Origin of the sequence: Pseudomonas sp. Bout1 (assembly GCF_034314165.1) — a bacterium.
Lineage (GTDB): Bacteria > Pseudomonadota > Gammaproteobacteria > Pseudomonadales > Pseudomonadaceae > Aquipseudomonas.
The window spans coordinates 5,133,312-5,147,946 of record NZ_JAVIWK010000001.1; the positions used below are offsets into that span (position 1 = coordinate 5,133,312).

A 14,635-nucleotide genomic window follows, 5' to 3' on the forward strand; every position below is an offset into this window, starting at 1 on the left:
CCAAGCCAATGTGGGAGTTGGCTCAGACCCTTCGCCAATCAGCCGGTTTTATCTTCGCGCCGAACCTGAGCCTGGCTGGCGCTCCAGTCGGTCAGCAAGCTATACGCCACCGCCAGCAACGTCGGGCCGATGAACAGGCCGATGAAGCCAAACGCAATCAACCCGCCAAACACCCCCAGCAGCACGATCACCAGCGGCAGGTTGCCGCCACGGCTGATCAGGTATGGCTTGAGCACGTTGTCCACGCCGCTGATGATGAACGTACCCCACACCCCGAGAAACACCGCATAGGTGTAGTCGCCCTTCCAGGCCAGCCACGCGGTGGCCGGGATCCAGATCAGCGGCGGGCCCATGGGAATCAGGCTGAGCAGGAACGTCACGATGCCCAGCACCAGCGCCCCCGGCACACCGGCAATCCAGAAGCCGATCAGCGCCAGCAAGGCTTGGGCGGCTGCAGTGCCGATCACACCGTTGACCACCCGTTGCACGGTGCCCGCCACCAGTTCGATGTAGTAACCGGCCCGTTCGCCGATCAGGCGCTCCAGCAGGCGATGCACAAACATCGCCAGACGCGGCCCGTCCCGGTAGAAAAAGAACACGAACACCAGGCTCAGGGTCAGCTCCAGGATGCCACCGCCGATCTGTGCGCTGCGGGCCAGCAACCAGTTGCCAACCTGCCCCAGGTACGGCTTGAGGGTGACCATCAGCGCCGCGCCCTGCTGGTCGATGCTGTCCCACATCGCCACTAATCGCTCGCCAACAAACGGAATGGAGCCAAGCCAAGTGGGCGCCTCTGGCAAGCCGTCCACCTGGATATCCTTGATCAGGCCCACGGCATCGCGCACATGGTCGGCCAGGTTGAACCCCAGCCATACCAGCGGTAACGCCACTAACAGCATCCAGACCAGGGTCAGGATTCCGGCCGCCAGGGACTCACGCCCGCCCAGCCAACGCGTGAGCACGCGCATGACCGGCCAACTGGCAAATGCCAGCACCGCCCCCCAGAACAGCGCCGACCAGAACGGCGCCATCACCCAGAAGCTGGCACCAAACAACACCAGCAGCAGGATCTGCACCAGCAGGCGATCGTTATTGAGCATGTGGTTTCTCGAAAAGAAGTCTGTAAGAGGAAGAGCTTAGGCGAACGGCGCGGGTCCGTTCGCCCTGGAACGGTCAGCGTATCAGATGCAGGTGCAAGCCTTTAGCTTCGGCGGTGCCGGTTTCCAGGCGAGCGGCGCGTACGCCCTGATCGATCAAGCCCTGGCGCCATGCCTCGGCGGTGGGCCCGGTCAAACTGACCCGCAAGGTGGCATCCAGGTTCAACCCACGGGAAATAAGCGTGAGCCAGGTGGCGTCAGGTTCGGCGCCCAACTTGGGAAAGTCCAGCTCGCCGGTGCTTTTCAGTTCCCTCAGCAGCGTGGCGGAGGTCGGCAGCAAGTCGCCCAGTGGTGCGCTGGCGTCCAGTTGCTCTACATGCAGATATGCCCGGCGATTGCCCCGGGTGATGCCGTACAGCGCAACCAATGAGTTGTCCTGAGGCGCTGCCAGGCGCAGCAACAGGTATTCCTGCTGGCCGTCGGCGCCCACCAGTTTGGCGTTGCCAAACACTTCATTGGCCCACAGGCTGCTTTCGCCGCAATCACGGGCCTGGCACCAGAACAGCAATTGCGCACCCTGGGCCTGCAAGGCTTCACGGGTGGCAGTAAAGGCGGCACTGGAGGTGTGTTCGGGCGGCAGTTCGTAGGTAATGGCAGTGGTTTGGCCGCGCGCGGTGGCCTGGCCTTCATAGCGCAGTTGGCCGCTGATCTTGCGGATCGAGCCCAGCGGGTAGATGCGTTCTTTCTCTTCGGCGGGGCGGTAGTCGACGATCTGCGCGTCGACCTGACGGGCGACGGCGGGCAAGTCCTGGCTGCCCGGTACGTCGGCGGCGAACACCAGCGGGCTGAAACAGCACAGCCCCAGGATACGGATAAATCCTTTCGGCATACTCATCGGATCAGTGCGCCCTGGCCATTGGGGTGCGCTGCGGTGCTGAGATCGTTCATGGTTGACTCCCTTTCGATCCGCCCAGCCTCGGCAGTTGACCCCGCCAAGTCAAGGCGTGGAGAAGAACCGATTGAAACAGTCTGCAACAAGGGTAGCCCCAGCTTCGTCGTTCAGGTGCAAATGGTGGCCACCAGGCAGCGTGGTCACCTCGAATGGAAGCCCGGAAAGCAATTCGGAATGTTTCGCCAACATGCCGTCTTCGGCGACCACCAGTTGTGTCGGACAGCCGACTCGGCGCACGAAGGCCATCGCCTGTTCTTCTGTCAGGCGCATGGGGGAGGCCAGGGTCAGACGGCTGTCGCTGCGCCAGGTATAACCGCCCGGTACCGGCATGAGGCCGCGCTGGGCCAGCAGTTCAGCGGCTTCGCGGCTCACCGCTACCACGCCTTTCATGCGCGCTTCCACGGCGCGATCGAGGGTGCCGTATACCGGCTTGCGCTTGTCTTGCAGGGCCAACTGCGCCTGCAACGCCATGCCAAGGCGTTCGGCGGCGTTGTCTGCGGTGCCGGTCGGCGGGATCACGCCGTCGATCAATCCCAGGTGCGTCACCCGCTCCGGCAAGGCCCCGGCCAACACCAGGGAAACGATGGCGCCGAGGGAGTGGCCAAGTAATGCAAAACGTTTCCAACCAAGCTGTTCAGCCACTTGCAGCACATCGTGGACGTAATCCCACAGCGAATAACCGGCACCGACAGGGCGATGAGCCGAGTGACCGTGGCCCGCCATGTCCAGGGCCACAATACGCAGGCCCGTGAGCTTTGGCGCCAGGCGGGCGAAGCTGTTGGCGTTGTCCAGCCAGCCATGCAAGGCAATGACCGGCAGGCCGTCTTCGGGGCCAAACAGATGCGCCGCCAACTCGATATGCGGCAAGGCCAGGCGCACTTCTTCGACAGGCGCGGTCATGCGCAACTGCGCTCGCGTTGGCGGGCTTCCCAGCGGGCAAACAGGTTCTTGATCAACGTGGCAGTGTCCTGTGGACGTTCGAGGGGAAACATGTGGCCGCCAGGCATGGTCAGCATTTCGCCCATGGGCATGCGCCCTACGCCGCTGGCATGGTGGCGCATCACCACCCGGCTCTGGCGGCCGCGCACTACCGCCAGCGGCACCTTCAATTGCCGGGCCTGACCTGGGCTGGTGTGGGGCACGCCGCGATAGATGCTGATCTCGGTGGCCGGATCAAAGCGCAGGCGCAGGCGGTCACCCACAGGTTCCAGGCCGTGCTGCAGGTAAGCGTCGAAACACTCGGGGTCAAAGCCACGAAACAGGGTTTTGCCGGCGAAATACTGGCGGGCTGCCGCCAGGTCTGCGAACTCTTCACGACGGCCCAGGGTGCGGCCCGCCGGGGTAAGCCGGTCGATGAAGCCGAAGCGCTTGGCCGCACGGATCACCCAGCGATCGGCCAGGGTCAGCACCGGGGAATCGAGCATCACCACGCCGCGATACAACTGTGGGCAACGCAGGGCCGCATGCAAGTGCAACACGCCACCCAACGAATGGCCCACGCCCCACACCGGCTCGGGTTGTTGCTCAAGGTGATGGATCAGTTCGTCCACCAGGTTCTGCCAGTTGTCATCCACCGGGAATCTGGGGTCGTGGCCGTGTTGCGGCAAATGCGCGACGGCGTACTCCGGGGCCAGGGCGGCAAACAATTTGCCGTAGGTCGCCGAAGGAAAGCCATTGGCGTGAGCGAAAAACACGTGCTGCGACATACCTGATCCATCACCATAAACAGAGCGTTGATTCTCCCCAGACCGGGCAGTCACGGCAATGACTGTAACTGCCAGGAATGATGACACTCACGCCACGCCTATCGAGCCGGCGGGTTCTCGCCCAGCGGCACCACGGCCATGGTCAGGCGCGACACGCAACTGGCCTTGCCTTCATCGCTGGTCAGGCGGATGTCCCACACGTGGGTGGTGCGCCCGATATGAATCGGCTTGGCCACCGCAGTTACCCGCCCGCTGCGCAAACCGCGCAGGTGGTTGGCATTGATCTCCAGCCCCACGCAATAAAACTTGCTGGCGTCGATGCACAGGTAACTGGCCATTGAGCCCACGGTTTCTGCCAGCACTACCGACGCGCCGCCGTGCAGCAGGCCGTAGGGTTGATGAGTGCGGTGGTCGATCACCATGCTGGCGGTCAGGGACTCGTCGTCAGCGCTTTCAAAGCGAATGTCCAGCACTTCACCAATGGTGTTTTTCTGGATGGCATTGAGTTGTTCGATGTTGGGTTGGGTGCGCCACAGGCTCATTGATCGGTCCTTATTGGTTTTATGTCAGTGCTCAATCCTGCCACAGCACGGCCTCGGAGCGCTCGCTCCAGGCCAGGAACTGCGACCCGTAGACTGATTCAATCACGTTGCGCTTGATCTTCAAGGTCGGCGTGAGGAAACCGTTCTCCACCGCCCAACTGTCTTTCACCACCACCAGTTGGCGCAAGCGCTCATGTTTATCCAGCAGTTGGTTGACCTCTTCCAGCAGGCGTTCGAGGCTGCCCTGCAACGCCTGGCGCCCAAGGCCTGCGGCATCTTGCAGGCCCACTTCGGATAACACGCACAGGCCCATGGGCGCGCTCAAGCCATCGCCCACCACGCACACCTGCTCGATGCGCGCATGCTCGGCGAGGCGGTTCTCTATCGGCGCCGGAGCGACGTATTTGCCTTTACTGGTCTTGAAGATTTCCTTGAGCCGCCCGGTCAGCCGCAAGCGACCATCGGCGCCCTGCTCGCCCTTGTCGCCGGTACGCAGGAAGCCGTCGGCGGTGATGGTCTCGGCGGTTTTTGCCGGGTCCTTGAAATAACCGAGCATGGTTGCGCCGCTGCGCACCTGCACTTCGCCATCGTCTGCGATGCGCACTTCGACGTCCGGGCATGGAGGGCCGATCCAGCCAAGTTTCTGCTGGCCGGGGCGGCACACGTGGGAATAACCGCAGCTTTCGGTCATGCCATACACCTCCAGCACGTCCAGCCCGAGCCGGCGATACCAGAGCAACAGGGCTTCAGGCACCGGGGCTGCACCGGAGATCGCCACACGCACAGCGTCCAGGCCGAGCCCGGCGAGCACTTTGTGGCCGACACGTTTACCGATAAAAGGCAGGCGCAACAGGGTGTCGAGGCGGCTTGCGGGGAGTTTGCTGTAGACGCCCATCTGGAACTTGGTCCAGATGCGCGGTACGCCGAACAACGCTGTCGGCCTTGCCCGCTTAAGGTCTGTAAGAAAAGTATCGAGGCTCTCGGCGAAAAAGACCGTTTGCCCGGTATAGATCGAGGCCATTTCCACAAACATGCGCTCGGCCACGTGGCACAGCGGCAGGTAGGACAGCAGGCGATCGCCCTCGCCCAGGCCGAACAATTGCGTGCCGCGGATGGCCGCGAAGGCCAGGGCGCCGAAGCTGTGCATCACGCCCTTGGGCAGGCCGGTGGTGCCGGAGGTATAGATGATGGTGGCTAAATCGGATGCTGCGGGGGCGGGGTTGTCCTGGATCGGTGAGTAGGTTTGCAGGTCGGCCCAAGTGAAATCGAATTCTCCTTCGGGGCACAGAGGCAGGCTAATGGTGGGCAAGCCGGCCATGACGCCAGCAGACATGGCGGGCCAGTCGTCCAGTTTGCCGATAAACGCCAATGCTGCTTCGGAATGCGCCAGAACGTGGGCAACGGAGTCGGCGGTGAGGTTGGGGTAGAGCGGCACGGAGACGTGGCCGGCCATCCAGATGGCGAGGTCGGCGATGATCCAGTGGGCGCAATTCTTCGAGATCAGGGCGATGTGGGAGCCCTGGGGCAGGTCGCGGGCTCGCAGCCATCGGGCGGCGCAGCGGGCTTGGTGGCCGACCTCGGCCCAGGTGAGGGTTTGGACCTCGCCACCTTTGATGGGCTGTACCAGGAATCGCTGCCGGGGGTGGCGGGTTTCGCGGTCGAAGAAGACTTGCAGCGGCAAACGAATAGCGACAGACATGGACGCGCTCCTTGGTGTTCCGATGGTAGCCAACCAAGCACTTGCTTGGGTGGACTATTTCACGGGCGCGCGGGGGGTGCAAGTTCTGCCGTTTTGGGGGTATGTCCGTTATTTGGGTGATGGCTTAGATGGGTTCCGCCCTTACGGCGGGTCACTTTTGAAAGGAGCCCAAAAGTAACCAAAAGGCTCTTGCCCCACCACTCGGCACCTCGCTTAGGCTCGGTGTGCCCTCAGCTCCGGCATTACTCCGCGGGCCGCCGCGACGGGGCGTCCCTGCCCCGTCGCGGCTAAACCGGCGTCCTGCCGGTTTACCCGCTCCGTAATACCTGCGTTCGGCCAGCGTGGTTGACGGGGCGCCTAAGATCAAGTTCACAAGCAGATCAAGAACACAGCGGCCTACAGGCCGGCTTGAGTGTTAAAAGCCAGATCAAAAGCTAACGCGGGCACGGTTCAAATGTAGGAGCTGGCTTGCCTGCGATGGCATCGCCTCTGTGTATCTGAAAGAACGAGTCGCCTGCATCGCCGGCAAGCCAGCTCCTACAGCTTTTGCCTTGGCTTTTAACACTCAGGTCGGCTTTCAGGCCGCCGTGCACTTGATCTTGCTTGTGATCTGGATCTGACTGCCCCATTCAGCCCGAGGCCGAACGCAGGGATTGAGGAGCGGGTAAACCGGCAGGACGCCGGTTTAGCCGCGACGGGCCAGGGACGGGCCGTCGCGGCGGCCCGCGGAGCAATGCCGGAGTGAGGGAACACCGAGCCTAAGCGAGGTGCCGACAGGCGGGGCAGAGCGTTTTGGTTACTTTTGCGCTTTTCAAAAGTGACCCGCTGTAAGAGCGGAACCCATATCAGCCGTTACCTGAATAACGGATATACCCCCAGCCTAAGAATTCCGAACACCCAGAAGACTCATCAACCCCGCCAACGGAAAATCCCCCTCCAACTCAGCCAAACTCGCCGTACTCATAGGCTGCGGCTGCCGCAAATGCCCATGCTGCAAATAACTGATCAGCCCCCCCACAAACGGCTGATGACTAACCAGCAACACATCATCGTCATTGTCGAGATGCTTGAGCACCTCCAGCGGATTACTCTCGGGCGTCAACCAGGGCACCGTACGAATTTCGGGCTCAAACCCCAACGCCTCACGCACCAACTGCGCCGTCTGCTGCGCCCGCACATACGGGCTGGCAATAATCGCCCGAATCGGCTGCCCGATCAGATGCCCCGCACTGCGCAAAACCTCCTCACGCCCATGCGCCGTCAAATTACGCTCGGCATCCGTGCGCGCATGCCCCTCGGCCTCACCGTGACGCAACACCCACACCTTCATAGCTTCGGTTCCTCATCACGCACCGGATGCGGCGCAGGCGGCACACTGTGGGCGGCCTCACCTTCCGGCGCACGCGGCGTCGGCCAATCAGCAAACGGCCAAGGTTTCTGGTCACTGTGAAAACTGCCAAACCGCCCAATCTGCGCCAAAAACTGACTCAAACTGTCACCAAAATTCATCAGCCCAAGGTTCGGCGCCCCATACACCAGGCGGTAAACCAGTTGCACCACCACCAACGCTCCCAGCAGAAACTGCGCCACTTGCCACACCAGGGCAAACACCAGCATCCACAGAACACGCAGGCCGATGGACTCATATTTGGGTGCTGCTTTCGGATCGTTCATCACGCGCTCCTCAGTTAAAACCGCTGGTGGAAATAAAATCGACATCAGTTTTAGGTTCAGCCCGCATCAGCAACTCGATCACCTGGTTCAAGGTGCGCCCCTCAAACAAAATCGCGTGCAAACCCGCGACCAGCGGCATGTACACCCCAACTTCCTGAGCCTTGGCCTTCAGTACTTTCAGCGTGTTGACGCCTTCGGCCACTTCGCCCAAGCGCGTTACTGCATCTTCCAGGCTCAAGCCCTGGCCAAGGGCAAAACCTACCTGATAGTTGCGGCTTTTTGGAGATGAGCAAGTAACGATCAGGTCGCCCACACCCGCAAGCCCCAGGAACGTCATCGGGTTGGCCCCCTGGTTGACCGCAAAGCGCGTCATCTCGGCCAAGGCGCGGGTGATCAGCATGCTCTTGGTGTTTTCGCCCATGCCCAGCGCAACCGCCATGCCGGCGATGATCGCGTAGACGTTTTTCAACGCTCCGCCCAACTCGACACCAAAGCGGTCGGCGCTGGCATACACGCGGAAGGTGCGACCGTGCAGCACTTCCTGCACCCGCTCGCACAGTTCCTCGTCTTCACTGGCAATCACGGTGGCCGTCAGCGCGTGCTCTGCCACTTCCCGCGCCAGGTTCGGCCCGGACAACACGCCAATACGCGCCTCGGGGGCGATTTCTTCAAGGATTTCGCTCATCAACTTGAAGGTATGCGCCTCAATGCCCTTGGTCAGGCTCACCAGCAGCTTGCCCGCCAGCCGTTCGGCATGAGGCGCAAGCACCGAACGCAAGGCACTGGACGGCAGCGCGACGAAGCACAGGTCGCACTCGTTCAGCGTCGCCAGCAAATCCGTCACCGGCTCCACGGCGGGCAGAATCTTGATGCCTTTAAGGTAACGGGGGTTTTCCCGGTTGACCCGAATGGCCTCGGCTTGCTCGGGGTCACGCATCCATTGACGCACCCGGTGACCGTTTTCAGCCAGCAGATTAGCCACGGCGGTACCAAAACTTCCGCCTCCCAGGACCGCAATAGGGCGCTGTTCAGTCATATGCAATCCGTTCATCCATAGCAGTGGCGATGGCCGCATTATACGGAGCGACCCGCCTGCGGCCAGCCCCCGCGTCAATTCAAACGCTTGTCGGAAAATGCGACATTTGTGCGAAGTAATTACAGGGCCGACGACTGGCAAAAGGCCCCACCTCAGTTAACATGGGCGGCTATCCGTAATTATCAAGGCCGTGCCGTGTATTTGGGCCCTCCTCCTCGTTCATCTCTTTTGCTGTCGCTGTTGTGCATGCCGCTGTGCAGTGCGCCGTTGCTGGCCGACGACCTGTTTCTCGACAGCCAGCCGCTGCCGCAGGTGCTGACGGCTACCCGGCTTAAGCAATCGGCCGCCGCGGTGCCCGGCAGTATGACGGTGATCGACAGCGAGTTGATCAAGGCCAGCGGTGCGCGGGACATCCCCGAACTGCTGCGCTTGGTGCCCGGGATGATGGTCGGCTACACCACCGGCAACCAGGCCGCTGTGAACTACCACGGCACCCAGGCCGGCGACGCCCGGCGCATGCAGGTATTGATCGATGGTCGCTCGGTCTACCGGGCGGGCCTGGCGACGGTGGACTGGAGCGATATCCCGGTAGCCCTGGAAGACATCGACCGCATCGAAGTATTTCGCGGCCCCAACACCGTCAGCTACGGCGCTAACGCACTGATGGCGGTGGTCAACATCCTCACCCGCTCGCCGGCCAACAGCCACGGCACCCGGATGAAACTCACCCAGGGCGGACGCGGGATCAACGACTGGTACGCCAGCCAGGGCATGGGTTGGGAAACCGGCGACTTGCGCCTGTCGCTGTCGGGGCAGCAGGACGATGGTTTTGACAGCGACCGCGTGGGCGCCGACCGGCGCGACGGTCGCCGCCTGAGCCGCTTCAGCCTGGCCGTGAGCCAGACCCTGAATGCGCAACAAAGCATCGACTGGCAACTGGATGCGAAGGAAGGCACCAACCAACGCCCGTACACCTACCAACCGGTGTTCGACGGGATTACCGAAGGCGGCGACAATTCCGACGTCAGCGCCAAGGATTACGCCGGCTCCCTGCGCTGGAATATCGACTTCAACCCTGATCACAGCCTGTATATCCAGGGCTCGGCCCAGCAGTGGGACCGCCGCCAGATCTGGCGCGCCTGCGATGCCAAGGTTTCGTTCAGCCCGGAGCTGACCCAGCTGTGGCAGCTCAACCCCAACTATGCCGAGCAACTGGCCCGGCACATGGACACGTACAGCAAGGGCTCGGCACCGCCAGGCTCCGCCGCCGAACAGGCATTGGGCAATCAGGTCCTGAACCAATGGCGCAACGGCGCGAACCAGAGCGTCTGCGGCAACATTGACCAAAGCACCAAGGAAAGCCGCTACGACCTGGAGCTGCAAGACACCCTCAGCCTGTCCGACAGCCTGCGCCTGGTCAGCGGCATGAACTACCGCTACGACCGCGCCGACTCCGACACCTACTTCAACGGCACCCTGGACGACACCACCTGGCGCCTGTTCGGCCACCTCGAATGGCGCGCCAGTGAACACTGGCTGCTGCAGGGAGGTGCGATGTATGAAGACACCCACCTGAGCGGCAACTCGCTGACGCCCCGAGTGGCCGTCAACTACCTGATCAACCCGCGTCACGGCCTGCGCGCGGTGTACTCCGAAGCCATCCGCTCGCCAGACATGTTCGAGAACAACGTCAACTGGAGCTACCGCGTCACCAACCTCAGCTCGCCCGCCTACGGCCAGAATTCCGGGCAATACTTCGTGGTGACCCGTGGCCCGGGCAACCTCGACAAAGAGCTGATGCGCTCCCGAGAGTTGGGCTACAACGGCTTTTTTGCCGACATCGGGCTGAACGTGGACGTGAAGCTGTTCTATGACGAAATCAGCGACATGGTCAGCGAGCCGCTGCGCAACAACCAGTACATCGCCAGCAACTCAAACAGCTCGCGCTTTACCGGTACCGAAACCCAGCTCGACTGGCACATGAGCACCGCCGACCGGCTGCGCGTCACCTATGCTTATGTGGATGCCAGCGCCACCAACCCTCTGGACAAACAGCAAACCGCCCGCAACAGCGGCTCGGCCGGCTGGATGCGCGAATGGGGCCATGGCTGGTCCAGCGCGGTGTTCTACTATGGGGACGATGCGCTCAACCAGTATCGCTTCGAACGGGTCGACCTGCGGGTGGCCAAGCGCATTGCCTTGGGCAAAGCCAACGTGGAGCTGGCCGGCATGTTGCAGCAACGGCTCGACAATCAGCCCACCACCTGGCCCGACAACAACTATGACCAACGCCACGTGCTCTACTTCAGTGCGGAGTTAGAGTTCTAGTGGACAGCGACTCGTCACGGATGACCCCCTCCTTTACCGCCAGGCTTTGGCGGCGCTGTGTGTTGCTTGGGGTTTTACTGGCTGCCGCGCCGGCATGGGCGGCGGATATCCTGCTGACGGCTGCCGAAGACGGTGCAGGCGTACAGGCATTCGCACAAGCCCTGAGCCAGCAGCGCCCCGAGGACCGCGTTAAGTTCACGGCGCTCAAAGACCTCCCCGCCCCCGCACATTTGCCGGCCGGCACCCGCTTGATCCTGCTGGACCTGCCCAGCCTCGACTGGCGCCTGCAGGACACTCAAGGCCCGCCGACCCTGGTGTTGCGCATCAGTCGCCTGCAAGCCCGCCAGCGCCTGGGAGACCGCGTGCCACCGAAGATCAGCCTGCTGTGGAGCGACCCGCCGCTGGACCGCCAACTGCGCCTGATCACCGGCATCCTGCCCCAGGCCCATCGTATCGGCGTGCTGTATAGCAAAGACAGCGAGTTTCTACTCCAAGAGCTCTATCAATACGCAGCGCCCATGGGCCTGCAGATCGTGCCCCAGCTTTGGGACAACATTAATGACAGTCGCCCACTGCAAAGCCTGTTCAAGAACAGCGACGTCCTGCTGGGGCTGGACGATCCAGAGCTTTACAACCCGAAAACCGCGAAAAACCTGCTGCTCAGTAGCTACGCCAGGCAATTGCCACTGGTGGGGCCTAACGCCGGGTTCGTCAAGGCCGGCAGCCTTGCCAGCACCTATAGCGACCAGGCCGACTGGCTGAACGTGCTTGATCGCCTGCTGGACCATGCACCATCCAGTTGGCCACGCTCGCTGTACCCGGAACGTTTCAAAGTCGTTGGCAACCCACAGGTTGCGCGCTCACTGGGGATCGAACAGGTGGACGAAACCAACGTCGCCGCACGCCTGGCCGAAGGAGAAAACCGCCCATGACCTTTCGTCGCCGTTGGGACATCAACACCCGTACCCAGATCATTACCCTGGGCCCGGCACTCCTGCTGACGCTGCTGCTGATCAGTTTCTTTACTTTCGTGCGGATCCAGGACTTGCGCCAGGAGCTGGACCACACCGGCCAGTTGATCGCCAACCAACTGGCGCCGGCCACCGAATACGGGGTGATTTCCGGCAACAACGACGTACTTGAAAGCCTGCTGCGCGCCACACTGGCCACGCCGCATGTACGCTTCCTGGAAATTCAGGACAGCTCGGAAAACATCCTGGTGTACGTCGAGCAACCTTCAGAGAAGCACGACCGCTCGCTGTCGGTGAAAGTCTTCCAGGCGCCGATTCGCCTGCAACATATCCAGTTGGGCAATGACTTCTTCCAGGACAGCAGCGCCGAGCCCAAGGCGCACCGCGCCGATTACTTGGGCCGGGTGATTGTCGGCATGTCCAACGATGCGTTCAGCCAGCGCCAGCAGGAAATCCTGTTCAAGGCCGGGATTCTCGCGCTGTTCGCCCTGCTGTTTACCTTCCTGCTGGCCCGGCGTCTGGCGGCCAGCCTGTCGCAGCCCATCAGCGCCATGGGCAATGCGGTGAAGGCGATCCAGCAAGGCGACTACCAGACGCCATTGCCCATCGTGGACGACTCGGAACTGGGCGACCTGTCGCGCCACATCAATAACCTGGCCGACGGTTTGAACCAGGCCAGCCGCGAACAGCACCAGGCCATGGCCCAGTTGATCCAGACCCGCGAAGAAGCCGAACGGGCCAACAATGCCAAGTCGGACTTCCTGGCGATGATGAGCCATGAGCTGCGCACGCCGATGAACGGGGTGCTGGGCATGCTGCAACTGCTCGAAACCACCGACATGACCGAGGAGCAGACCGAATACGCGGCGCTGGCCTCGGAGTCCACCGAACACCTGCTCAAGGTGATCAACGACATCCTCGACTTCTCGCGCATCGAGCGCGCGGCCCTGGAGTTGGAGCACATTCCGTTCGACCTGGTGGAACTGATCAGCAGTTGCGCCCAGGCCTTCCAGCACGCTGCCCAGCAACGCGGGCTGGCGCTTGCAGTGCCGATCCCGCAGGGCCTGGGCTCGCTGCAGGTACAAGGCGATCCAACCCGTATCCGGCAGATCCTGGTGAACCTGATCGGCAATGCCCTCAAGTTCACCGAACACGGCACCGTCACCGTCGAGCCCCACTGGCAAACACTGGACCATGAATTGCTGTGGTTCACCTGCACCGTGCGCGACAGCGGGATTGGCATCTGCGCCGAACGCCTGGAAATGATGTTCGATGCATTCCAGCAAGCCGACAGTTCCATTTCAAGACGTTACGGCGGCACCGGGCTGGGCCTGCCCATCGCGCGCACCTTGGCCGAACGCATGGGCGGTACCCTGCGCGCCCAGAGCGAAGAGGGCCAGGGTTCGGTGTTCACCCTGGAAATCCCGCTGGCGATCTACCAGCAAAGCCTGCCGGTGCTCACGCCGGATGCCGAAGGCAATGCCAGCGCGGGCGAGGGGCGCAACGTGTTACTGGTGGAAGACAATCCGGTCAATCGCACCGTGGTTGAAGCCATGCTGCGCAGCCTGGGGTTCGAGGTGAGCATCGCCACCGACGGCGCCGAAGCGATTCGCAGTGCCGAGAGCCTGATCTTTACCGCGATCCTGATGGACTGCCGACTGCCGGGCATCGACGGCTACGAGGCCACCCGACAGATTCGCCAGTTGCCCGGCTGCGCCGACCTGCCGATCATTGCGCTCACGGCCAATGCCTTGCAGGGCGACCGCGAAGCGTGCCTGGCCGCAGGCATGAATGATTACCTGGCAAAGCCGTTCAAACGCACGGATTTGCAGCAAATCCTGCAGCGATGGGTGCAGTAACACGGTGCCATCAGCCAACTGCGACTGGCGTGAAAGACGAAAGTGCGGCAGTCTTAGGCACCCGAACGGGCCCGTAAACCGGCCCGGTTTATAATTTCAGTGCACAAGTGTACATTCATGACCTTGACGCTGTGACTTTCACTACAACGCAATAGTCTATGTGTAGGCTGCCGACATGAGGCATGAACGCGTCGTCGGCCAGGAAGATTTACCCTGCCCTGCCGCATGGGATTATTGAGGAGCTCGCATGACCAAACAAAACGCCTTTACTCGGGAAGACCTGCTGCGCTGCAGTCGCGGTGAGCTGTTCGGCCCAGGTAACGCGCAACTGCCCGCCCCGAACATGCTGATGGTGGATCGCATCACCCATATCAGCGAAGAGGGTGGCAAGTACGGCAAAGGTGAATTGGTCGCCGAGCTGGATATCACCCCTGACCTGTGGTTCTTCGCCTGCCATTTCGAAGGCGATCCGGTGATGCCGGGCTGCCTGGGCCTTGACGCCATGTGGCAGCTGGTTGGCTTCTACCTCGGCTGGCAAGGCCTGCCGGGCCGCGGTCGCGCCCTGGGTTCGGGCGAAGTGAAGTTCTTTGGCCAGGTCTTGCCGACCGCCAAGAAAGTCACCTACAACATTCAAATCAAGCGCGTCCTCAAGGGCAAGCTGAACCTGGCCATTGCCGATGGTTCGGTGACTGTCGACGGTCGCGAGATTTATACTGCCGAAGGCCTTCGGGTCGGCGTATTCACTTCCACTGACAACTTTTAAGGGTTATC

13 protein-coding genes are annotated in these 14,635 nt (G+C 62.0%); 4 read left to right on the forward strand and 9 right to left on the reverse strand.

The window, feature by feature from the left end; all coding sequences use genetic code 11:
* Positions 1–38 precede the first annotated feature (38 nt).
* The 9 genes from RGV33_RS23635 to RGV33_RS23675 form a co-directional block, all read right to left on the reverse strand.
* Complete coding sequence (locus RGV33_RS23635) at positions 39–1,100, reverse strand: AI-2E family transporter (protein WP_322146420.1); 1,062 nt, start codon at positions 1,098–1,100, stop codon at positions 39–41.
* A 73-nt stretch (positions 1,101–1,173) separates the two neighbouring features.
* Positions 1,174–1,992 (reverse strand): DUF4892 domain-containing protein, encoded by an 819-nt coding sequence (locus RGV33_RS23640; protein WP_322146422.1) that lies wholly within the window; start codon positions 1,990–1,992, stop codon positions 1,174–1,176.
* Between the two features lie 102 nt (positions 1,993–2,094).
* Positions 2,095–2,949 (reverse strand): alpha/beta hydrolase, encoded by an 855-nt coding sequence (locus RGV33_RS23645; RefSeq protein WP_322146424.1) that lies wholly within the window; start codon positions 2,947–2,949, stop codon positions 2,095–2,097.
* Positions 2,946–3,755 carry an alpha/beta hydrolase gene (locus RGV33_RS23650; RefSeq protein WP_322146426.1) on the reverse strand — a complete coding sequence of 270 codons (810 nt, stop codon included), beginning with the start codon at positions 3,753–3,755 and terminating at the stop codon, positions 2,946–2,948. The genes RGV33_RS23645 and RGV33_RS23650 overlap by 4 nt, the downstream gene beginning before the upstream one ends.
* A gap of 98 nt (positions 3,756–3,853) precedes the next feature.
* Positions 3,854–4,297, reverse strand: a complete 444-nt coding sequence (locus tag RGV33_RS23655; protein WP_010166324.1) for a hotdog fold thioesterase — start codon at positions 4,295–4,297, stop codon at positions 3,854–3,856.
* A 31-nt stretch (positions 4,298–4,328) separates the two neighbouring features.
* Complete coding sequence (locus RGV33_RS23660) at positions 4,329–5,996, reverse strand: AMP-binding protein (protein WP_322146428.1); 1,668 nt, start codon at positions 5,994–5,996, stop codon at positions 4,329–4,331.
* 880 nt (positions 5,997–6,876) lie between these two features.
* Positions 6,877–7,326, reverse strand: coding sequence for a phosphohistidine phosphatase SixA (gene sixA / locus RGV33_RS23665; RefSeq protein ID WP_322146431.1), 450 nt, complete (start codon positions 7,324–7,326; stop codon positions 6,877–6,879).
* Positions 7,323–7,673, reverse strand: coding sequence for a DUF4389 domain-containing protein (locus RGV33_RS23670; protein WP_177008480.1), 351 nt, complete (start codon positions 7,671–7,673; stop codon positions 7,323–7,325). Before RGV33_RS23670 ends, sixA begins: the two co-directional genes overlap by 4 nt.
* A 7-nt stretch (positions 7,674–7,680) precedes the next feature.
* Positions 7,681–8,706, reverse strand: a complete 1,026-nt coding sequence (locus RGV33_RS23675; protein ID WP_322146433.1) for an NAD(P)H-dependent glycerol-3-phosphate dehydrogenase — start codon at positions 8,704–8,706, stop codon at positions 7,681–7,683.
* A 195-nt stretch (positions 8,707–8,901) separates the two neighbouring features.
* Here RGV33_RS23675 and RGV33_RS23680 point away from each other — a divergent pair, with 195 nt between their 5' ends.
* The 4 genes from RGV33_RS23680 (at position 8,902) to fabA (ending at position 14,627) form a co-directional block, all read left to right on the forward strand.
* Entirely contained in the window at positions 8,902–11,034 is a 2,133-nt protein-coding gene (locus RGV33_RS23680) for a TonB-dependent receptor plug domain-containing protein (RefSeq protein WP_322146435.1), read from the forward strand.
* Positions 11,035–11,054: 20 nt separating this feature from the next.
* Positions 11,055–11,966, forward strand: coding sequence for an ABC transporter substrate-binding protein (locus tag RGV33_RS23685; RefSeq protein WP_322146437.1), 912 nt, complete (start codon positions 11,055–11,057; stop codon positions 11,964–11,966).
* A complete protein-coding gene (locus RGV33_RS23690) occupies positions 11,963–13,864 on the forward strand; it encodes an ATP-binding protein (protein WP_322146439.1) in 1,902 nt (633 codons plus the stop codon). Before RGV33_RS23685 ends, RGV33_RS23690 begins: the two co-directional genes overlap by 4 nt.
* Positions 13,865–14,111: 247 nt before the next feature.
* Positions 14,112–14,627: a 3-hydroxyacyl-[acyl-carrier-protein] dehydratase FabA gene (gene fabA, locus RGV33_RS23695; RefSeq protein ID WP_003210552.1), complete on the forward strand. Its 516-nt coding sequence runs from the start codon at positions 14,112–14,114 to the stop codon at positions 14,625–14,627.
* Positions 14,628–14,635 lie beyond the last annotated feature (8 nt).